General features: G+C 63.0%; 23 protein-coding genes. 11 read left to right on the top strand and 12 right to left on the bottom strand.

Features of this window, described 5'->3' with window-relative positions:
* The first annotated feature begins 11 nt into the window (after positions 1 to 11).
* From BRA49_RS11250 to BRA49_RS11240, 3 genes are read left to right on the top strand one after another with little or no spacing between them, the layout of a single operon-like run.
* Complete coding sequence (locus BRA49_RS11250) at positions 12 to 614, top strand: flavodoxin family protein (RefSeq protein WP_292386161.1); 603 nt, start codon at positions 12 to 14, stop codon at positions 612 to 614.
* Positions 611 to 1,411, top strand: coding sequence for an EFR1 family ferrodoxin (locus tag BRA49_RS11245; protein ID WP_292386158.1), 801 nt, complete (start codon positions 611 to 613; stop codon positions 1,409 to 1,411). The genes BRA49_RS11250 and BRA49_RS11245 overlap by 4 nt, the downstream gene beginning before the upstream one ends.
* A gap of 59 nt (positions 1,412 to 1,470) precedes the next feature.
* Positions 1,471 to 2,196, top strand: a complete 726-nt coding sequence (locus BRA49_RS11240) for a TetR/AcrR family transcriptional regulator (protein WP_292386155.1) — start codon at positions 1,471 to 1,473, stop codon at positions 2,194 to 2,196.
* Between the two features lie 37 nt (positions 2,197 to 2,233).
* Here the strand turns inward: BRA49_RS11240 and BRA49_RS11235 are convergent, their stop codons facing one another.
* Complete coding sequence (locus BRA49_RS11235; RefSeq protein WP_292386153.1) at positions 2,234 to 2,395, bottom strand: hypothetical protein; 162 nt, start codon at positions 2,393 to 2,395, stop codon at positions 2,234 to 2,236.
* A gap of 201 nt (positions 2,396 to 2,596) precedes the next feature.
* On the opposite strand from BRA49_RS11235, the gene BRA49_RS11230 reads away from it, so the two are divergent.
* Together BRA49_RS11230 and BRA49_RS11225 are read left to right on the top strand one after the other, a co-directional pair.
* Positions 2,597 to 2,989, top strand: coding sequence for a VOC family protein (locus BRA49_RS11230; RefSeq protein WP_292386151.1), 393 nt, complete (start codon positions 2,597 to 2,599; stop codon positions 2,987 to 2,989).
* A 242-nt stretch (positions 2,990 to 3,231) separates the two neighbouring features.
* Positions 3,232 to 4,137, top strand: coding sequence for a 4Fe-4S binding protein (locus BRA49_RS11225; protein ID WP_292386149.1), 906 nt, complete (start codon positions 3,232 to 3,234; stop codon positions 4,135 to 4,137).
* A 277-nt stretch (positions 4,138 to 4,414) separates the two neighbouring features.
* Here the strand turns inward: BRA49_RS11225 and BRA49_RS11220 are convergent, their stop codons facing one another.
* Positions 4,415 to 4,708 (bottom strand): hypothetical protein, encoded by a 294-nt coding sequence (locus BRA49_RS11220; RefSeq protein ID WP_292386147.1) that lies wholly within the window; start codon positions 4,706 to 4,708, stop codon positions 4,415 to 4,417.
* A gap of 576 nt (positions 4,709 to 5,284) precedes the next feature.
* On the opposite strand from BRA49_RS11220, the gene BRA49_RS11215 reads away from it, so the two are divergent.
* From BRA49_RS11215 to BRA49_RS11200, 4 genes are all read left to right on the top strand, one after another.
* Positions 5,285 to 5,875 (top strand): class I SAM-dependent methyltransferase, encoded by a 591-nt coding sequence (locus tag BRA49_RS11215; RefSeq protein WP_292386144.1) that lies wholly within the window; start codon positions 5,285 to 5,287, stop codon positions 5,873 to 5,875.
* A 248-nt stretch (positions 5,876 to 6,123) separates the two neighbouring features.
* Positions 6,124 to 7,497, top strand: a complete 1,374-nt coding sequence (locus BRA49_RS11210) for a hypothetical protein (protein ID WP_292386142.1) — start codon at positions 6,124 to 6,126, stop codon at positions 7,495 to 7,497.
* Between the two features lie 243 nt (positions 7,498 to 7,740).
* Positions 7,741 to 7,983, top strand: coding sequence for a hypothetical protein (locus tag BRA49_RS11205; RefSeq protein ID WP_292386140.1), 243 nt, complete (start codon positions 7,741 to 7,743; stop codon positions 7,981 to 7,983).
* A gap of 104 nt (positions 7,984 to 8,087) precedes the next feature.
* Positions 8,088 to 9,323: a PQQ-dependent sugar dehydrogenase gene (locus BRA49_RS11200; protein WP_292386138.1), complete on the top strand. Its 1,236-nt coding sequence runs from the start codon at positions 8,088 to 8,090 to the stop codon at positions 9,321 to 9,323.
* Between the two features lie 23 nt (positions 9,324 to 9,346).
* Here the strand turns inward: BRA49_RS11200 and BRA49_RS11195 are convergent, their stop codons facing one another.
* From BRA49_RS11195 to BRA49_RS11185, 3 genes are all read right to left on the bottom strand, one after another.
* Positions 9,347 to 9,634: a VOC family protein gene (locus BRA49_RS11195; protein WP_292386136.1), complete on the bottom strand. Its 288-nt coding sequence runs from the start codon at positions 9,632 to 9,634 to the stop codon at positions 9,347 to 9,349.
* 190 nt (positions 9,635 to 9,824) lie between these two features.
* Positions 9,825 to 10,442, bottom strand: a complete 618-nt coding sequence (locus BRA49_RS11190; protein ID WP_292386134.1) for a hypothetical protein — start codon at positions 10,440 to 10,442, stop codon at positions 9,825 to 9,827.
* Positions 10,439 to 11,089 carry a hypothetical protein gene (locus tag BRA49_RS11185; RefSeq protein ID WP_292386132.1) on the bottom strand — a complete coding sequence of 217 codons (651 nt, stop codon included), beginning with the start codon at positions 11,087 to 11,089 and terminating at the stop codon, positions 10,439 to 10,441. Before BRA49_RS11185 ends, BRA49_RS11190 begins: the two co-directional genes overlap by 4 nt.
* A 523-nt stretch (positions 11,090 to 11,612) precedes the next feature.
* On the opposite strand from BRA49_RS11185, the gene BRA49_RS11180 reads away from it, so the two are divergent.
* Positions 11,613 to 12,407 carry an acetoacetate decarboxylase family protein gene (locus tag BRA49_RS11180; protein WP_292386131.1) on the top strand — a complete coding sequence of 265 codons (795 nt, stop codon included), beginning with the start codon at positions 11,613 to 11,615 and terminating at the stop codon, positions 12,405 to 12,407.
* Between the two features lie 11 nt (positions 12,408 to 12,418).
* Positions 12,419 to 13,255, top strand: coding sequence for an SDR family oxidoreductase (locus BRA49_RS11175; protein WP_292386128.1), 837 nt, complete (start codon positions 12,419 to 12,421; stop codon positions 13,253 to 13,255).
* A gap of 59 nt (positions 13,256 to 13,314) precedes the next feature.
* Here the strand turns inward: BRA49_RS11175 and BRA49_RS11170 are convergent, their stop codons facing one another.
* From BRA49_RS11170 to BRA49_RS11140, 7 genes are all read right to left on the bottom strand, one after another.
* Complete coding sequence (locus BRA49_RS11170; protein WP_292386126.1) at positions 13,315 to 13,767, bottom strand: DUF1579 family protein; 453 nt, start codon at positions 13,765 to 13,767, stop codon at positions 13,315 to 13,317.
* Positions 13,768 to 13,887: 120 nt separating this feature from the next.
* Positions 13,888 to 16,239: an endopeptidase La gene (gene lon, locus BRA49_RS11165; RefSeq protein WP_348531963.1), complete on the bottom strand. Its 2,352-nt coding sequence runs from the start codon at positions 16,237 to 16,239 to the stop codon at positions 13,888 to 13,890.
* 87 nt (positions 16,240 to 16,326) lie between these two features.
* Positions 16,327 to 16,746 (bottom strand): MarR family winged helix-turn-helix transcriptional regulator, encoded by a 420-nt coding sequence (locus BRA49_RS11160; RefSeq protein ID WP_292386122.1) that lies wholly within the window; start codon positions 16,744 to 16,746, stop codon positions 16,327 to 16,329.
* Positions 16,747 to 16,792: 46 nt separating this feature from the next.
* Complete coding sequence (locus tag BRA49_RS11155; RefSeq protein WP_292386121.1) at positions 16,793 to 17,593, bottom strand: CPBP family intramembrane glutamic endopeptidase; 801 nt, start codon at positions 17,591 to 17,593, stop codon at positions 16,793 to 16,795.
* Positions 17,590 to 18,411 (bottom strand): alpha/beta fold hydrolase, encoded by an 822-nt coding sequence (locus BRA49_RS11150; protein WP_292386119.1) that lies wholly within the window; start codon positions 18,409 to 18,411, stop codon positions 17,590 to 17,592. Before BRA49_RS11150 ends, BRA49_RS11155 begins: the two co-directional genes overlap by 4 nt.
* A gap of 2 nt (positions 18,412 to 18,413) precedes the next feature.
* On the bottom strand, positions 18,414 to 19,394 hold the full coding sequence (locus BRA49_RS11145; protein ID WP_292386118.1) for an alpha/beta fold hydrolase: 981 nt from the start codon (positions 19,392 to 19,394) through the stop codon (positions 18,414 to 18,416).
* Between the two features lie 85 nt (positions 19,395 to 19,479).
* Positions 19,480 to 19,971, bottom strand: a complete 492-nt coding sequence (locus BRA49_RS11140; protein ID WP_292386117.1) for an SRPBCC family protein — start codon at positions 19,969 to 19,971, stop codon at positions 19,480 to 19,482.
* Positions 19,972 to 20,038: the final 67 nt, after the last annotated feature.

Here is a 20,038-nt window from a genome sequence, read left to right as displayed (position 1 = left end):
CGGTGAAAGCGATGAAGAGACTGAACGTCGTTGCATTCAATGGCAGCCCCCGGAGAGACGGCAACACGTCCATCCTGATCCGGCGTATCCTCGACGAACTTGAGAACGAAGGCATCGAGACGGACCTTGTCCAGGTCGGCGGGCAGATGATCCGGGGATGCACCGATTGCCGGAGATGCTTCGAGAACAAGGATCTGCGGTGTGTCGTTGACGACGACATCGTGAACGACTGTATCGAGAAGATGGTCGAGGCCGACGGGATCATCCTCGGCTCCCCGGTCTACTTCCTCGACGTCACGTCCGAGATGAAAGCCCTGATCGACCGGGCAGGCGTGGTAGCCAGGGCAAACGACGGGCCCTTCCGGCGCAAGGCGGCAATCGCCGCGGCAGCGGTGCGGAGATCCGGGGCAAACCATACCGTCGATACCCTGCTGCATTTCATGCTCTACAGCGGGATGACGGTCACGGGAGCCCCGGTGATCGGCATCGGCCGGGATATCGGGGACGTCCGGAGAGACGAAGAAGGGATAGCAAGGGCAAAAGAAGCCGGAAAGAACATGGCCTGGCTGCTGAAGACGATCGCGTCCGCGGATCAACCGGAGGAGACCATATGAAGATAGATTCGCTGAAACTGGTCTGTTTCTCGCCCACGGGAAGATCAAAGACGGTCATCCAGGGTATCGCACGGGGAATCAACCACAACATGGTGGAACTCATCGACATCACCACGCCGCAGGCAAGAATTAAGCCGCTGGAGACGTCGGCAAATGAACTCCTCATCGTTACAGTCCCCGTGTACATGGGAAGGGTGCCGGCCCTCTTGATGGACTGGCTGCAGGCGATCAGGGCCCATGATACGCCTGCGGTAAGTGTCGTCGTCTATGGCAACCGGGTGTATGACGATGCACTCATCGAGTTAAACGATATGCTGGTTCAGCGTGGGTGTAGGGCGATCGCCGGGGGAGCATTCATCGGGGAACACTCGTTCTCCAGCGCCGGGACGCCGACGGCAGAAGGCCGCCCGGATGCAGCCGACCTGCACCTGGCAGAGACGTTCGGGCGAAAGATACGGGAGAAACTCGAGGCCATTCCATCAGTCGACCGGATCCCTGACGTAGCGATACCCGGCTGCTGCCCCTACCGGGGAGACCCGACGCTCTGGACGGTGGACTTCATCGCGGTCAGCGATGCGTGCACCCGGTGCGGGACCTGTGCGGAGGAGTGCCCCACGGGCGCGATCGATCCGGACGAGGGTTACTCGACCGACCCGGAGAAGTGCATCACGTGCTGTGCCTGCATCAAACGCTGTCCCGCGCACGCGAGAACGATGAAGTCCGGCCTGGTCTGGGACGCTTCGGTGCGGTTGAGCACGTTGTATCGGGAGCGCAAGGAGCCCGAGTACTTCCTGTGACGGAATATTCCTCCCGGCAGATGGGGAGTTCCAGGAAAGGGATCTGGTGAAGCGGAAGTATGGGAATCGCCGAGAGAAGACGACGGGAGAAAGAGCAGCGAAAAGCCGAGATCATCGATGCAGCCGAGCGTCTCTTCTTTGCCCGGAGTTACGAAGACGTCTCCATGGACGATATCGCCCACGAGGTCGAACTGAACAAGGCCACCATCTACCTCTACTTCAAGAATAAGGAGGCCCTCTTCGCGACGATCGTCCTCCGCGGTGTCCGGATCCTCACGGAGAGATACACCGAGTGCATGGAAAGAGAGGTTCCCGGCATCGTCAAAGTGGTCCTGATGGGCCAGGCGTATTACCGGTTCTCGCAGGAATACCCGGACTATCTTCGGCTCATCCACTTCTACGGGTCCGAACGGTTCTCGAGGGAGAACCCTTATGCTGCAGAGATCGGGAAAGGCTACGGCACCTGCCGCCGGATCCTGGCGGATGCGATTCGGGAGGGGATCGATGACGGGACGATCCGACCCGACCTCGATCCGTTCCTGACCTCGATGTACCTTATGATATCCTTCATGGGCATCCTCTCCCTGGAGAACAGGTGGAAGCTGGTGATTGAGGCGGAAGGGTTCAGCTACGAGCAGTTCGCGAGCGAGTTCTTCCGGTTCATCACGCCGGCCATCGCTCCCGACGGGAGAACCCACAGCACGGACCTCAGGGACTTTGAATCATCCGGATTCTTGTTGACCGGACCTCCGGCACTCAAGAAGGAAAAGAGGAGGCAACCTTAATGTTAGCCTTTCACCCGGCCGACCGGCACGCTTTCACTCAGACGCTATCGGCATCCTCGTCACATTCGAGGATGAACGCTCCCTGATACCCGCACTGCTTACAGTGATAGAGCGTCGCGTACAGGCCACGGGCATCCCAGGAGATCTCGGTGCTCCGGCATACCGGGCAGCGGAGAACCTTCCGGGCCGATTCGCTCATACACTCTCTTGAGAGCCCCCAGGATTTGACGGTATCGCATCTCCCCGGCCCAACCCCGGTCGGGTATGGCGCCGCGCCTGACGGTGAGACCCGGCGCTTCGACCGCTGCCGGTGCGCTGATCGTCTGGGCATGAGAACTTCGTCCTGATTCGGGCTGATCAGTTGCCAAACGTACATATAGTTCTCCGGGTATGGACGGTTATGAAGATCATACTGACCAGCATATTTGTGGACGATCAGGACAGGGCTCTGAGATTCTACACCGATGTGTTGGGCTTTGTGAAGAAAAGCGATGTTTCTGCCGGAGAGTACCGGTGGCTTACCGTCGTCTCCCCCGACGATCAAGGCGGGACCGAACTTCTGCTTGAGCCGAACGCCAATCCCGTAGCGCGGGCATACCAGAAAGGAATCTATGAACAGGGTATCCCCGCCGCGTCCTTTGGTGTTGAAGACACCCGTGCGGAGTACGGGAGACTGAAAGGGCTGGGTGTGAAGTTCACGATGGAGCCGACGGAAGTTCTCGACCGGGTGACCATAGCAGTCTTCGACGACACCTGCGGCAATCTCATCCAGATTCAGACGACGCCTGAATGACCTCTTTCGTTGGAGGCATCCCCGGAGCGGGTGAAACTCTGGATACCGCCCGCGAGCACGCCGATCCACAAGCGGTGCGATGCGGCTTTGCCCCACGGGAGCAGGTTTCTCCTCCTCCCGCCTTCCTACCCAGGAGTCGGCCGTGGAGCATGAACCAGAGCCTGATTGACGGCGTTCAAACGAACTTCCGCTCACAAGGTTGATACCCCTGCAGGCATCCATATACTCCAGGGAGCGCCGGGATGGATCTTGCAACGTTCTTTGAGGATGAGGGAGTCGACGTCTACTGCTCGGTCGGCATCGAGGCGCTCAGCGACGCGGACAGGACAGCGGTGCTGCAGTTCCTCCCGGCCGCCCGGTCCGTGATCGTCTTCGGAAAGGAAGTCCCGGTCCCGGTATACCGGCTGCCGCAAAGGGAGAAGACCCGCGAGATGCTTCGGATTGCAGAGCGTCTCGACAACGCTGCCCTACGGCTCGCCGGCTGCCTCGAGGCGGAGCAGATCCCGGCCCGGCCCGTCCCGCTCTATCTCCCCGTGCGGCTTGTCGACGGGAAGGTCCAGGGCGTCGTCCGCATGAAGCAGATTGCAGCGGCCGGGGGGCTTGGAGAGATCGGGAAGAACACCCACCTCCTCAATCCCCGCTTCGGTTCGCGGCTGCTCCTCGGCGGTGTCGTGACCGCGTCCCCGGGTCAGAAGACAGGAAAGAGAGCCGGACCGAGCGGCGCTCCGCTCTGCACGGGGTGCGGAGCCTGTACCCGGGCGTGCCCGAACGGAGCGGTGGGACCGGACGGCGTCGATGCGTTTCGGTGCCGGACCGTGCGCACCTGGGTCCCGCCCGGAGCAGTCCCGGTCGTGAAGTGGCTGATCCGGCGGCAGGTGCTGCTCAGAAGGATAGCCCCGCTTGCGCCGGCGGTCGCCAGGATTGCAACGATCCGGTGCAGCCTCTGCGTCACCGCGTGCCCGGCATTTCCGGGAGGGGCCGAGGAGGAGAATTCCCGCCCCGACCTATCGGGGACTCCCGTGACGTCTGCCGGCGCAAGCGGCAGCACCGGCAAAAGAGTATCGTCACCGTTCCGGTGCCCTCCGGGGCACCTCTTGCGCCCGGGACGCTCCGGACGATCTCTTTCCGGGCCCGGATACCGGCGATGAGTTTCAAGCGCTCCTGTGCCTTCCCGGCTCGTGAGATCGGGGAGAGGGGCGTAACATCCGGGCCGGCAGAGTCTCGACCATCTGCGCCGGTGCCTGTCGCCCGGCATCCGGAACAGGCACGCCACAGGGTCTACTATTGTTGTAACGGCCCAGTCTTCGGTCGAAAGCGTGTTTTTCTCTCGAATGGAAGCAGCGATTGGTCTCCGGAGCAAACGAACAGAAGAAACGGGAAGAATGCGGGGCATCCTTCCACTGTGGTGGCTGCTGGATGAGATTCCTACTTCCTGCAGTTCTCGCCGGTTCCGTCCTGCAGCCTGAGCTGGTCACGGGTCTGATCGCCGTCACCTGTCGCTACAGGGGTCGTCGTGCAGGACCCATCGCGGAGTTGATCGCGGGTCTGGTCAAGGTCTCCGCTGCAGATACCGTTGCAGGCATACTGGCAGCCGGGGCAGTCTTCGTTTGCATTGCCGGCTCCTCCGGACCACAGAGCCGCAGCGCTCGCCGGTATGGCAAACGCAAGCAGAACCAGAAGAACGGCTCCAAGCCCGAGGGCAATCGTTCGCTTGGTCATGTTGCTTCCCCCCTGCGGTTACCGGATCTGCCCGGCACCGCTGTACCCTGATTGACATGGGTATGGCATAAGCACCTACCATGGTGCGAGTCGGATCATTGAACCGGATGGTTCAATATACTGGATCCCGGGGCACGCAAGAGTCTCTACGGCGGCTTATGGGCATATTGCAGCATAGCGTCGTGCCCCGGGCACTCCCTCCCCCGGTACTGCACCCCCATGTCGAACCAGCGGTTCACCTCCCCTAAAAACACTGTGCGCGCCGGGTCTCCGTATGCTGCTCCCTGGTGCCGGCCAGGACTGCTCCGATCAGCCGGCGATCCGCTCTTCCCGAACGCCCTGGTCCCGCTGAAAAAGACGTTCCACTACGTTACGCATCTTGCAGCATTCCGGCCCAGACCGGTCCGGCCTTTCCCGCTCTACCTCCCCGTGGGGCTTTTCGACGAGAAGGTGCAGGATGTCGTCCGAATAAAGCAGATTTTAGCAGCCATAGGGAAGAGGGGGAGGGATAAGACCCGGATCTCTTTGTCCATCCGTTTCCAACGGGTTAAGTTACTCCGGGATCCATTATACCACATGGATATCTTCGATTCGGTCTACCGGAGCACGCCGCCCTGGGACATCGGCCGGGCCCAGAAGGCGTTCGTCGACCTCGCCCGGGCAGGAGAGGTTACGGGCTCCGTCCTGGATGTGGGATGCGGCACGGGGGAGCACGCCCTCTTCTTTGCAGAGAGAGGCCACGAGGTGCTCGGGGTCGACACCGCTTCCCTTGCGATCCGGACGGCGAAGGAGAAGGCTGCGGCACGGGGGCTCCGGGCGCCGTTCCGCGTCTGGAACGCCCTGGACCTCGCCGGGCTTAAGCGGACGTTTGATACCGTCATCGACTCCGGCTTCTTCCATGTCCTCCCCGACGAAGACCGGCCCGTCTTCGTAAAAAGCCTCGCAGCTGTTCTCGAACCCGGCGGAAACTACTTCATGCTCTGCTTCAGTGACCAGAACCCCGGCGAATACCCGCTCCCGAGGAGGATCACGCAGGAGGAGATCCGGGAGACCTTCCGCGAGGGCTGGCTCATCAACTACATCAAGCCGGCGGTCTTCGAGAACGTCGTCCAGCCCGAAGGGCACCATGCCTGGCTCTCGTCGATATCAAGGATAGGGCAGGGCTGACAGGGTCAATTCTGCCGGGGCACGCCGCCTCCAATCCTCTCATCGTCGGCGCTATCCCTGAAATCCCGGAGCACGTCAGCCTGAGTGCGACGATTTGGCCTGAATACGTATCTCAAACATCCCCACTGTTACCCCCGGTATTCCGCCACAAAGGCGCTGAAATTACCATAGCGCCACATCCAACCGCGATACATTTGCGAGTGTTTAAATGCCCACTTCTGCAATAAAATCCTGAAGGAGAATCTGGTATGACCGTCAAGAACATCCTGATCGTCGCCATTGTTGCGCTGATCGTCGTTGCCGCAGGGGTCATGATTGCATTTGCCCCCGGCGAGACCGAACCGACCCCCGGCACGATCGTGCCGGTGCAGAAGGTGCTCACGCTGGACGAGGCAAAGGCCCTCGCGGCGGAGATTGCAGGGCAGATCGACGGCGATGCTCTTGCCGCGCTCAAGCCCGGCGACGAGAACACGTCGGCGTACATCGCCATCCACGACCGGCTCAACGCGTTCCGGGACGAAAACCCCGAGATCGTCTACATCTCTACGATGCGCAAGGTGGAAAACGGCACCGAGCATATCGTTGATGCAGACTACGGCAGCACCGGTGCATACGCAATCGGTGGCGGGTACCGCGCTGTGAAACCCGGAAACCCGTATCCCACCGGCTTTGAAGAACCCTTCGCTGAGGTTTACTCCGCCGTGTACGGGTATGCTCCGGTGAGGAACGCGGCCGGCGCCGGCGTCGGGCTGGTCTGCCTCGAGCCGAACGGGTCGATCGGGCAGGAGAGGCTCGAAGCCCTCGCGGTGGAGGTTGCAGGCAAGATTGACGGCGACGCTATGGCGGCGCTCAAGCCCGGCGACGAGAGTACCCCGGCATTCACCGCCATCCGCGATGAACTCAACATCTTCCGGACCGCAAACCCTGAGATCTTCTACATCTACACGATGCGGAAAGCCGGAAACATCACCGAATACGTCGTGGATGCGGATTACGGCAGCGACAACAACGCCCTCGCGATAGGCGAAGGCTACACCCTGACGGACCTCGACACCGTCTTGCTTGCCGGCTTTGAGGAACCCACGGCTGAGATCTACAGTCTCATCTGCGGGTATGCCCCGATAACAAACGCGAGCGGCGCCAGCGTCGGGATGGCAGCCATCGAAGCAGGGAACCCAATCACGCAGGAGCGGCTGAAAGCTCTCGCGGTGGAGGCTGCAGGAGAGATCGACGGCACCACGATGGCGGCACTCAAGCCCGGCGACGAGACGACCCCGGCGTTCACCGCCATCCGCGATGAACTCAACACCTTCCGTGACGCAAACCCCGGGGTCGTCTATGTCTACACCATGCGCAAGACCGAGAACGCCACCGACTACGCCGTTGACGCAGACTACGGCAGCGCGTACGCGGCCGCAATAGGCGACGTCTACGTGCCCACGGAGGAGGACGTCGCGTTCCTCGCCGGCTTTGAGGAACCCTCTGCTGAACCCGGGTTCTACATCGATGAGTGGGGCAACGAGACCGCCACCATCCTCTCCGGGTATGCCCCGGTCAGGGACGCGACCGGCACCGTCGTCGGGCTCGTCGGCGTCGACATGGGGTTCGTTCACGAGTCATAGACTTCCGGAAATTATCGGGATGGGGGGGTGAACCGCCCGTCCCGGTGCGGCAGAGGGGAAGAACCCCTTCACCGCCCCCGGCACATAACCCTTTAAAAATCGTTTTTTTGCTCATGGCGCGGGCACCGCTCCCGGTCGTTCCGGAAAGAATAACTCTCCCGGCAGCAAGGACGTAGCATGGACCGCACAACTTCCCGGGCGGACCGGTGCAGCACAGGATCGCCGGTGCCGAAGGGAGACCGGATGGCTCTTCTGAAGGAGATCGCCGCGTTCACCCGCGAGCATGCGGATATCATCGCCAGGTATCACCTCCATACGATGGACGACCTCAAACGGATCGAAGAGGAGTGCTGGAGGCTTCACGACGAGGCGTGCAGCAGGGGCGCCTGCGGGAGCGCCGGGGAACTTGTGGAACTCGAGTACCTCATCGGCCGGGCAAAGGAGATGAAGGCGAAGAGGATGGAGGGGGAGCGAGGGCCGGGGTGATCCCCCTGATGCGTCGTTATCACGAGGGTCTGACCCGGCGGATCCGTACCGCCGGGTACCTTTAAATGCCTCTACCCGATCCATCCTCCCGGAGTGAGGAGATCGTGCCAGACATTCTTCTTCCCGGCGCCGCCCCGGAACGGGTGGGCCTCGAGTTCGTCACCGGAGGATTCACCATGCCCGTTGCGCTGGCATCCCCGGACGACGGGACAGGACGGCTCTTCGTCGCCGACCTCCCCGGCGTCATCCGGGTCATCGACGCCGGCGTTAATGAGCCCTTCCTCGATATCACCGGCCGGGTTGTCGACCTCCGCACCGGCTACGACGAGCGCGGGCTCCTCGGCCTCGCGTTCCACCCGAAGTTCAGGGAGAACGGCAGGTTCTTCGTCTACTACAGCGCCCCGCTCCGGGACGGGGCGCCGGAGGGCTGGGACCACACGAGCAGGGTATCGGAGTTTGCCGTCTCCACGCCCAACCGGGCGGACCCCGGGTCAGAGCGGATGATCCTGGAGGTCGACCAGCCCCAGGCCAACCACAACGGCGGCTCGATCGCTTTCGGCCCCGACGGTTACCTCTACATCCCGCTCGGTGACGGCGGCGGCGCAAACGACGTCGGGAGAGGTCACCCGCCGGGAGGGAACGGGCAGGATATCGAGACGCTGCTTGGGAAAATTCTCCGGATCGACGTTGACGGCGAGAAACCCTATGGTATCCCGGCGGACAACCCGTTCGTCGGAAGAGAGGGCCGGGACGAGATCTACGCTTACGGTCTCCGCAACCCCTGGCGCACGGCCTTCGACGCCGGGGGCGAGCACCGGCTGTTTGCCGCCGATGCCGGGCAGTACCTCTGGGAGTCGGTGAAGATCATCGTCCCGGGCGGCAACCACGGCTGGAACCTCAGGGAAGGCAACCACGCCTTCGACCCCGGCAACCCCCGCGAGTCGCCGGCGGACGCGCCCCGGACCGGCCGGCGGGGCGAGCCACTGATCGACGCGATCATCGAGTACCCGAACGCCAACCAGCCCGGCGGCATCGGGGCGGTCGTCATCGGCGGCTACGTCTACCGGGGGAGGGCGATTCCCGCGCTCGTCGGGCGCTATGTCTTCGGGGAGTGGAACCGGGCGGGGACCGATGGGGACGGGATCATCTTCAGTGCGACGGAAGATCCCGGCGGCCAGTGGGATTTCACCGAGGTCGAGGTGGCCGGGAGCCGGACCGTCGGGGCGTATGTTCTCGCGTTCGGGGAGGACGCGAAGCACGAGCTCTACGTCCTGACCGCAGAGGAACGGGGACCGGTCGGGGAGACCGGTCGGGTCTACCGGCTCGTGCCGGCACCCTGATCCGGGTTTTGTTGAATGCGAGTCTAAAACTTCGTAAGGTCCTCCCCGACACCCCGCATGGCCGTCTCGAAGTCCCGCATCCGTGCAAAGTCCGGCGTGGAAAAGACCAGACGGTAGCCGTCGGGGTCGCTCACCACGACGTCGCGGGTGTTCCAGGGCCGGTCCACCGGGCCTTCGATGACCGCACCGGCCTCTCTGATCCTTGCGGCGAAGGCGTTGAGTTCGGCGATCCGGTCAACCGGATCGCCGGAGAACGCGAGCGTGATCGTGACGCCGCGGCCCGGCTCCCTGCTATCGTCTCTGCAGGGCACGAGCAGGATGTCCTGGTGCTTCAGCCGCCGGACGTGCGCAAGGTGTGTCCTCGGTCCTGCATTCGGTAGACCAGGGAGAACCCCAGGACCCGAACGAAGATGTAATTGTCGAATCTCTCCGGCGCACGGGGGCAAGAACTTCCTGAACGTCGCCCGAAGGGCGGGGAACGAGCGTATCGTAAGCCCCGGACTACTGGATCTTTAAGAGGATAGAGACCAGCACGAAGAGGAGGAGGCCGTTGATCACGACGATCCCTGCGATGACCGTGCCCGGAGCGAGGCCGGGCACGAGCATGGTTATGCCGAAGGTGATCGATACGACATTCAGCACCGTCTGGGTGACCAGCAGCTGCTTGAGGAGGTGGGGAAGAGCAACGGGCTCGGTAGGGGGGTTCCTGAGGTCGTGCAGCATCGAGAGGAGTCTCTTTGTCAGGAGGACCGCTCCGCCGGTGATGTTCAGGAGGCCGAGGAGGACCTGGATCACGCCGGTCAGGAGCCCCGGGACAATGCACGAGACGGCACCCATTGCGGCAAAGACGATCCCCGTGGCCATCAGCAGCCGGGAGCGCCGGTACTGGCCTACCGGGGTATCCCCGAGAGCCAGCATCTGGATGGCCATGATGACGAGCAACAGGCCGAGCTGACCGTCCGGGGAGAACGGGAGCACCCCCTGGTTTACGGGGAAGAGCAGCAGCCCGAGAAGGACCAGGAGGGTTGCGACCGGGAGGACGATCGCAACCGGGAGGGGAAGGGAGACCTCGCGGAACAGGCCGGTGCCGTCCTTTTGATAAAGATCGTTCGGGGTCATTGCGATCCCACCTGAGCCTTCGTCTCACTCGGGGGGTACACCCGGGAGACCTTCTGGATGCACCAGGAGAGGTAGAAGAAACTGATGCCGTAGACGATGAGGAGGACCGCTGTCTCGCGGTCGGTCGTGATGCCGGGCAGAAGCGTGACCATGCCCAGGATTATCGACATGACATATACAAGGATACAGGCGAGCGTCAGCTGCCGCAGGATTCCGGGAACCTTCAGCCATATCCTGGCCTTCTCCGCCGAGAAGAACAACTGGAGAAGGAGAGCGATCCCGCCGGCAAAGAGCAGTACTCCGACAAGGCTGCGGACCAGTGCGCTCACCGGGCCGGGAACGAAGCAGGCAAGCATCCCGATGACTGCCGTGCTGATCCCGATGATGATGATCGGCCACGAGCGGCGGAGATCCCCGAACGGGGTCTTCCCCATCGTGATGATCTGAAACGCGACGATCACGAGGAAGAGGCCGTAGGTGCTGTCAGGGGAGTACGGCAGTTCTCCCGTGTGAATCCTGAAGAGAAGCAGACCAAAGATGAGCATGAAGACGCCGAAGACGAGCAGGATGACGACCTCAAGGGAGATATCCAGCTCCTTTCCTGCCGTTGAGTCTGCTCTTCTATTCCGTGGGCTCTCTGGCGTCAATTGAATCTCTCCCTCAATGGATCCGATAGCAGGGGTCCGTGTACGAACTATCGGATAAATAATTGGTTTAGCGTTCAGGGTTTATTTATAGCTAGATGTTCGGGTACTGTCTTCCCCGGGTCCTCGCCGGCAAATCTCACCCCCGTGTCGTCCCGGAACACCGGTGGCAGGGAGGAGACGGTCGATCTGCCCTCCGCCCTTTGACGAGCGCTCCCCGCGCGCGGGGAGCCGGGGGGTTATATCAGGTAGTGTTGGGGTTACTGTCGGGGAGCCGGGGGAAGTCATGTTTATATTCCGGGCGGGATTCGGCACGGTTCCGTGAAACCTTATGCCGCCGGGGCGGCACGCTCTGGCGCTTCAAAGGTTCCCCCCGGCGTTATCGTGACAGTGGCCTCTTAACCGCTCCGGCGCCGTTTCCTGGCCTATATCCTGACATTTTTACCAAAAAATTCCGGCGAGTTGACGGTGCAAAGATCTATAGGATTATATACATTGAGCTGTTATGGCACAGATAGGGAAGCCTATGTTCCGACCGCAGGACGACTGTACCTACCTGATGCCGATCCACTTCGGGGGCGGCAAATTCGACCCGGAGACCCTGGTCACGCAGAGGACCACGGCTCTGTCCATAACTTACGGGACCGAGAGAGACCTTCTTGAAAACTACATCCCGGAAGGATTCGAGCTCCTGGCGCCTGAGGTGCAGGTGGCGTTCAACAGATTCACCGAGATCAACTGGCTGCACGGCGGCCAGTATAACCTGATCAACGTGGCGGCACCGGTCAGGTTCCACGGAAAGAAGGACGAACTCGACGGCGCCTACACGCTGGTGGTCTGGGAGAACAAGACCGCACCCATCCTCGGAGGGCGGGAGCAGACCGGTATCCCTAAGATTTACGCGGAGATCGAAGACCTGCATATCTCGAAACCCCATTACGCGACGTCCGTCAGTTACGAGGGGAACACCTTCCTCACCATGAACTTCGAGGCCGCCGGCCCGGTCACCGGGAAGGAACTGGAGGGGCTGAAGTCGCAGTTCGCGTCCGTGAACACCCTTGGCTGGAGGTATATCCCAAAGGTCGGGGCTCCGGGAGCAGAACTCAGCCAGTTCGTCCTCTACCCCCAGGGCATCGGGGTGGAGACTCTGCAGGTCGGAACGGGGAGCCTCACATGGATCGAACAGACCCCGATGCAGAATCCGGTCCAGTACTACATCATCAACAGCCTCGCTTCCCTGCCCGTAACGAAGATCACCCAGGCGGCGCTGATCGAGGGAAACGCCGTCCTTCATGCCATGGGCGCCAGGGTCATTGAGTGAAGGAGAAGAAGATGGCTGATTTAAACTATTATAAGGACAAAGTCTGCATCGTCACCGGTGCGAACTCAGGGATTGGATATGCGATCAGCGAGGAGCTCGCAAAGAGGGGAGCAATCGTCTACATGGCGGGACGCAGTCCGGAGAAGATTGCAAAGGCCGCAGGCGAGCTCTCTGCCTACGGCGACCGGGTGCGCCCGCTCATCATGGACGTGACGAAGGAGGAGGATGTGCGGAAGGGTATCGAAGGGGTCGTAGCGGAGGCGAGCAGGCTGGATATCCTCTTCAACAACGCAGGCGTCGGGGGGACCATCCCGTTCGAGATGGCCACCCTCGAGGACTGGAAGACGATCATCGACACCAACCTCTGGAGCGTCATCTACGGGGTCCATGCCGCCGTGCCGATCATGCTCGAGCAGGGGTTCGGCCACATCGTGAACACCAGTTCGATAGCCGGCATCGTCCCTCCCCCGTTCCAGGCGCTCTACTCCCTCACGAAGTACGGTGTCACCGGCCTTACCGAGTGCCTGAAGTATGAATACGCCGAGAAAGGGCTCCACTTCTCGACGATCTGCCCGGCGAACATCGCGACCCCGATCTTCAACAAGGGGATCGACGGACAGGCACGCGGCGACCTGAGAATCCCCGACGACGCGTATCCCGCCGATAAGGCGGCATCGCTCATCGCGGACAGGGTCGCGGAGCACAAAGGGATCATCGTCGTGCCCGAAGAACCCTACACCGATCTCTGGAAGGGCTACATCCTCGACAGGCCGGAGATCGAAGAGTGGTTGCAGAAGATGGCACACGACCGCAGGGTGGCGTTCGAGACGGGCGGGACGTATTTCTGATACCCTGCCCTGCTCCGGCATCCGGGGAATACCCTATGGCTGCACCGCGTGGAGCCTTTTCATCCCTTCCGCCTTCTCCCCACCGAGTCCATGACGGGGCCGGGCTTGCCCCCCACCCTCGTCTCCGACCGGATGCGAAGGGTGTCGGCGGCCTCCCAGGCGGCCGTGATCGTCTCTTCCGCCTCCCCCGGATCGCTCCAGTGCAGTTCCAGGGTATCCGCGTCCTTCCACCTGCCCGTATGGTCGTGCGTGCTCCCGTCGGAGCCAGCGCCGAACATGTGGACCGTCCCCTTCTCGCGGTCGTAGGTCCAGAGGTCCGTCTCCTCGTAGGACTCCCCGCCGATGGTATACTTGAGGTCGCTCTGGATGCCGTACCGGCCGGCCACCTCCCGGACCGTGGCCGTGCCCGTGCCGGTCATCGTGCTGCCGTCAGGCATCTGCAGGGTCACGTCGAGGTCCCACTCCCCCACGAACCGGTCTCTGAGCCGGTCCAGACCTTTCGGATCTTGCATGTCGTATCCCCGGCCCCCGACTGACGCCGCGATCCCAGATAAGTTTGCGTCCCGTATGAGGAGAAAAGTGAACAATCTTAGTAGTGCCCGGGAGAGGGGGGGGTGGGGGTCCGTCCCCGCTCAGAGGTTGTGCGCCGGAACGAACCGGTCGCCCGCATAGTGGATGACCGGGCCCGGCAGCGTGACATCGAGCGCCTCGCGGAGGACGTCCTCGATGGTCCGGACCGGGACGAAGACGAGGTCGGTCCTGACGTCCTCGGGGACGTCCGCGAGGTCCTTCTCGTTCTCCTGCGGCAGGATGACCTTCCGGATCCCTGCCCGGTGAGCGGCAAGGACCTTCTCCTTGATCCCGCCCACGGGGAGGACGGCGCCGGAGAGCGTCACCTCGCCGGTCATGGCGGTCGTCGGGTCGACCGTTCTTCCGGTGATGAGGGAGGCGAGGGCTGTAAAGAGCGTCACGCCCGCCGAGGGGCCGTCCTTGGGGGTCGCTCCCGCCGGGACGTGGATGTGGATGTCGCTTCCGAAGAAGTCAAAGCCCGGTGCAACGGCCGCAAACCGCGACCGGATGAGGCTCAAGGAGATCTGCGCCGACTCCTTCATCACGTCGCCGAGCTGGCCCGTCAGGGTGAGCTTGCCCTTGCCGGGCATGAACGTCCCCTCGATGAAGAGGATGTCCCCGCCGACAGGGGTCCACGCGAGGCCCGTGACGACGCCGGGCGGGTTCTCCTTCCGCACCACGTCCTGCCGGACCGTCTCCTTCCCGAGGACCTCCGGGAGCAGGTCCGCCGTCACGATATACGGGAGGGCGACGTCGCCTGAGACGATCTTCGCCGAGACGTACCGTGCGGCACGGGCGAGCTGCTTCTTGAGTGCCCGGACGCCCGCCTCGCGGGTGTAGCGGTCGATGATCACCGTAAGGGCCTCGTCCTCGAACCGGAGTTTCTCCGTATCGAGGCCGTGCTCCGCGAGGGTGTTCGGGACCAGGTGGTCCTTTGCGATCGCGAACTTCTCGTTCTTCGTGTAGCCCGAGATCTCGATAAGCTCCATCCGGTCGAGGAGGGGCGCCGGGATCGTCGCGAGGCTGTTTGCGGTCGCGATGAAGAGCACGTCCGAGAGGTCGTAGGGGACCTCCAGGTAGTGGTCCGCGAACGTGTTGTTCTGCTCGGGGTCGAGGACCTCGAGGAGGGCGCTCGCCGGGTCGCCGGAGTAGGAGACGGCGAGTTTGTCGACCTCGTCGAGGATGAAGACCGGGTTCTTCGTCCCGGCCTTCTTCATCCCCTGGATGATCCTGCCGGGGAGCGACCCGACGTAGGTCCGCCGGTGCCCCCGGATCTCTGCCTCGTCCTTGACGCCGCCGAGGCTGATCCGGACGTACTTCCTCCCCAGTGCGTCGGCGATGCTCTTGCCGAGGCTCGTCTTCCCGGTGCCGGGCGGGCCGGCGAAGAGGAGGATCGAGCCCTGCTTCTCCTCCTTGAGCTTCATGACCGCGAGGTGCTGGATGATCCGCTCCTTGACCTTCTCGAGCCCGTTGTGGTTGCTCTCGAGCACCTGCCGGGCCTCGTTGATGTCGATGATCTTCTTCTCCTCGACCGTCCAGGGGAGGTCGAGCAGGAGGTCGAGGTAGTTCCGGATCCCCTGGCTCTCGTGGTGCTGGCTGCCGCCGGATTCAAGTTTCTTCAGCTCCGCGAGCGCCTTCTTCCGCACCTCTTCAGGCATCGTCGAGCGCTCGATCCGCTCACGGTAGCCGTCTTCGCCGGAGGAGCCGTCGCAGCCGTTGAGCTCGTCCTGGATCACCTTGAGCTGCTCGCGGAGCATCGCCTCGCGATTCGCCTTGCCGACCTTATCAGAGGTCTTCTTCGCGACCTCGATCCGGATCTCGATCCCCTCCTTCACGCGGGTCAGGAGGTCGAGGAACGCGGTGTATCGGCCGCGGACCGAGGCGATCTCGAGGAGTTCCTGCTTCTCCGCAAGGTCGACGGGGAGAAACGGCATGACGAACCCCATGATCTGGTCGATGGAGTCCATCTTCTCAATCGGCCTGGTGAACTGCTCGGAGCCCTGGAAGTGGCCGCTGACATCGCGGATGACCGCCCGGATCTTCGCGAGGAGTTCCGCCCGGGTCCCCTCGTCGAGGTCGAAGTGGTCGGGAACGGGTTCGCAGACGGCGGAGAAGAGCCCGTCGGCCTCAATCAGCCTCGTGGCCTTCACCCTCGCGACGGCCTCGCCGAAGATGAGGTAGCCGTCGTTCGCGGGCTGGACGTGCGCGATCTCGATCAGGCTCCCCACCGGGTAGAGCGAGTCGGCCGAGGCTTCCGAGGGGTCCGTGCCTTCGCGGGCCGCAAGACCGACCGCATAGGTCGAACCGGCGCTGTTCACCGCGGCGAGCAGCATCTTCCCGGTCGCGGGGCCGACCTTGAACTTTGTCCGGCTCTTCGGGTAGACCACGGCCTCGAAGAGCGGTATGACCATCATTTCTCCGGTGATATCGGGTTGTGGTGAGTGCATGATTACTCCAATAAATTAGTTTTGCTTTCCCTAACTATGCCGCCGGCGAAAAAATTACCGGACTTTCCCGAGAATCTTGACCAGAAGGTCGATCTCGGCATCGTCGAGCGTCTGCGTCATCCTCTCGATCATTCGCGAGAGGGCGTTCTGTTCGGCTTCTGCTATCATCCGCCCTTTTTCGGTGAGACGGATGTAGGCGATCCTGCCGTCACCGGGGCATCGTTCCCGGTAGACGCATTCCATCCTGACGAATTTGTTGACCATCTCCGTGACGGTGGGTTTCGAGGTCCCGGTGATCTCGGCGAGCCGGCTGAAGGTCACGTCGGCGTGGCCGTCGATCGTGCGTAGATACGCGATCTGCTTCACGGTTATATCCGCGAGGCCGCACTCGGCAAAGATCTGGCTCGAACATTCGTTTCTGATGGCGATCAGGCGGTCAAGGACTTCGAACAGGTGCTCAACTCTCGCCGCCATAGTCGATGCTCATTAGTTAGGGTATGCCTAACTATAAAGGTTCCGGTCAGGAGAGCCGGCAGCAAGGGCCACGCAGGCGCCCATGCCGGAATCGGGCAAGCGTCTCCGGCCCCCAGAGGAACACGACGGCGACGGCGACGGCCGCCGCGATCCCCCCGGTGACGACCGGGTCGTAGTGGGAGCCGAGGTTCGGGAACGAGAACTCGGCGACGTTCATCATGCCGTGGAAGAGGGTTGCCGCAAAGACACTCCCATTTGTGTTGTTGTAGAGCCAGACGATGACGACCCGGAGCGCGACTGTCGAGAGTGCCTGCCCCGCCGCCCAGGCGGGGGTGTTGAGCAGGAGCCAGGGGATGGAGTGCCACTCCGCCCAGACCACTCCCAGGATCAGGGCGGTCACGAGAGCGCTCCACCGCTCCTGCAGGGGGTCGGCGGCATATCCCATCCATCCCGCTTCCTCGAACGCAGCGGCGATGAAGAAGAGGGGGACGAAGACCGGGATCAGGAGATACGGGACGAAAGGGTCGGCGGGGAGCGGCAGGCCAAAAAGAAGCATCACACCGTAGGAGAGGAGCATGATCGCGGGCATCAGGAGGATGATGGGGAGATACCAAACCGGCCGGATCTTTTTGTAGTCAAGAACCCGGGCGAACAGTCTTCTTACGCCGCCGGCCCCCTCCTCCCGCCGGACCAGGATCGCGGCCGCCAGGGCCGGGCAGACGAGCATGAACGCGCTCACGGGGAGGTTCAGCGGGCCGGGGAGGGGTGTTGCGGCAAAGAGGAGGAACGGGAGGGAGAGAACGAAGATCAGGAGGAAGAAGGCCGGGGGCGACCGCCCGGGGTTCATGCCCCCCCCGCCTCCGGCGCGGGTGCATCGAGGAACTCCCCGATCATCGCAAGCAGCCAGTCGGTGCGGTCGATGAGCGTGATATGGGTCGTGCCGGGGAGGACCGCGAGCCGGGACGCCGGGAGCCCGACGATATCCCCCGGCACGCCGCCGCCGAGCAGCCGGAAGATCTCGACCGCGTGTTCGGGGCGGTTGACGTCGGAGTCGCCTATGATGACGAGCGTCGGCGCCCGGATCGACCGGATCTCCTCAGCCGTCCAGCCCCGGAACTCTCGGTCCAGCTGCTTCACCTTCTCGATGAGCCGGGGCCAGGCATCCGGGTTCGGCGCCGTCCGGGCATACTCCTCCGCGAACGGGGTGCCGGCCAGGTCTTCGGGCTTCAGGTTCTCTTCCCCCTCGTACATCTCGGGGTAGGACCCTTCTCTCGTGTAACTCGGCGAGGCAAGGACGAGTTTGTGCACGACGTCGGGATGCCGGACGGCGATCTCGAGGGCGATGGCGGCCCCCATGCTGTAGCCGAAGATGTCGGCTTCGCTGACCCCCAGGTGCCGGAGGAGGGCGACGGTGTCCGCCGCCATCCCCCCGTAGGTCAGCGGGCGGTCGATGTCGGCGGTACGGCCGTGAGCCTGCTGCTCGACGGCGAGGACCTGCCGGGTCTCTGCAAGGGTGGGGAGCATCCGCTGAAACGACCCCTCGATCGTCATGAAGGCGCCGTGAAGGAGCACCAGCGGCCTGCCGGCGCCGTGGATCTCGTAATACATCGAAAGCCCGTTCACGGGCGCGTAGCGGCCCGGCCGCATTTCCATCTTCGTTGCCATGATCATTTCACCTTCTCGTTTGGAGAGAGGCCGGGAATGCCGTTCTCGTGCAGGAACTCCGTAATCCCCTGCCGGACTTCTTCGTGATGCCCAAGAAGCATGTGGCCGCCCCCCGGCACGGCGAGGAGGCGGGCGCCGGGAATCCTCCGTGCAAGGGCGCGTGCATTCTCGTGGAGCGCCAGCGGATCGTCCACGGCGCTGACCACCAGCGTGGGGGCCCGGATCTTCTCAAACGGGTAGTCATTGCCGGAGGCGTTGAGCAGGCCGGGGGTTGAGACGTAAGTGTCAAAAGAGCTTCCGTCGACCCGGGCGCTGACCGGGAGGAGGCTTGAAAGCAGCGTCCTGACTTCGGCCTTATCGTTCGGGGTGAGCCTTTTTCCTCGGGGCACGCCGGCCCACGCTCCTTCTACGATCGGCCGAAAGAAGGTGACCGTCGCCCAGTACACGAAATCATTCCTGAAGAAGACGGTAAAGATGGGTCTCGGCATGACCGGCCCCTTCCCCGGCGCAACGGGTTCGACGAGGATAAGCGCCGAGACGCGCTCCGGGTGGCGCAGGGCGAGCTGGATCGACGAGGCGGAGCCTGCCGAGTAGCCGACGACGGCGGCCCGCTCGATCGCGAGGGCATCAAGCAGGCAGGCGAAGGCGTCCGCCTGCATGGTGACGCTCGCACGCGAAGGCATGGGCGTGCCGGGGTAGCCGAACCTTGACGGCGCGATGACCTGGAGCGCCTGGTCGATGGTCCACCCGGCGAGCAGCAAACCCTGGTCGAACCCGCCCGCGTTGCCGTGGACGACGAGCACCGGGTAGCCGTCCCCGGACCGGGCATACCCGATCGGCCCGCACCCGGTCCGGACCACCCGGCTTCCCGGGCCTTTGATCTGCTCCCGGACGGCACGCATCTCGCGCCGGTAGCGCATCGTGACCGCCGCCCCCACGACGGCGACGCCGAGCAGGATGAGGGGGACCAGGAGACTAACCATAGGGATGCACGCTCCACTCCAGCCATAAGGCTACCCGTTCCCGCCGGGTCCTGCAGGCCGGGAGAACCGGGGCATCAGGTCCCGGCTACCCGAGGACGGTTGCGAGTCTGTCGAACGACTCGTTCCACCCGGCCTCGACCTGCTCGATTGGCTCGCCCGCCGGGATGCCTTCATGCCGCAGGGTCATCTTCGTCCCGCCGCTGTGCTCCTCGAACGTCACCGTCACCAGGAGTTCCAGCGGCCAGTCCCCGCTCATCCCGTAGGTCGAGGCCGGGACCACGTTGCCTTGGGCGTTCGCAAACGAATCGGTGAAGACGAGCCGTTCACCCGCGACGATCTCGCGGTACTCACCGGTGCTCCAGACCTCCTGGCCTTCGGGCGAGCGCATGGCAAAGAGGTACCTGCCCCCCTCGCGGAGGTCGACTTTGACGACCGGCGCTGTAAACTCCGCCGGCCCCCACCACTGCGCTATCACCTCCGGGTCCGTCCACGCCCTCCAGACCTGTTCGCGCGATGCCGCGAAGATGCGCTGGATGAATAACCTTCCTCTCTCTTCCGTCAGTGTTGCTTCTGCCATGTTGCCGTTCCCTCCAATTTTTCCGTGATCGGGACCCCCTGCATAAAAAACTTCCTCGCCTGCATAC

Source organism: Methanoculleus sp. UBA430 (genome assembly GCF_002506585.1).
In the GTDB taxonomy this organism is placed as follows: Archaea; Halobacteriota; Methanomicrobia; order Methanomicrobiales; family Methanoculleaceae; genus Methanoculleus.
This window is presented reverse-complemented; position numbering and strand designations above follow the sequence as displayed.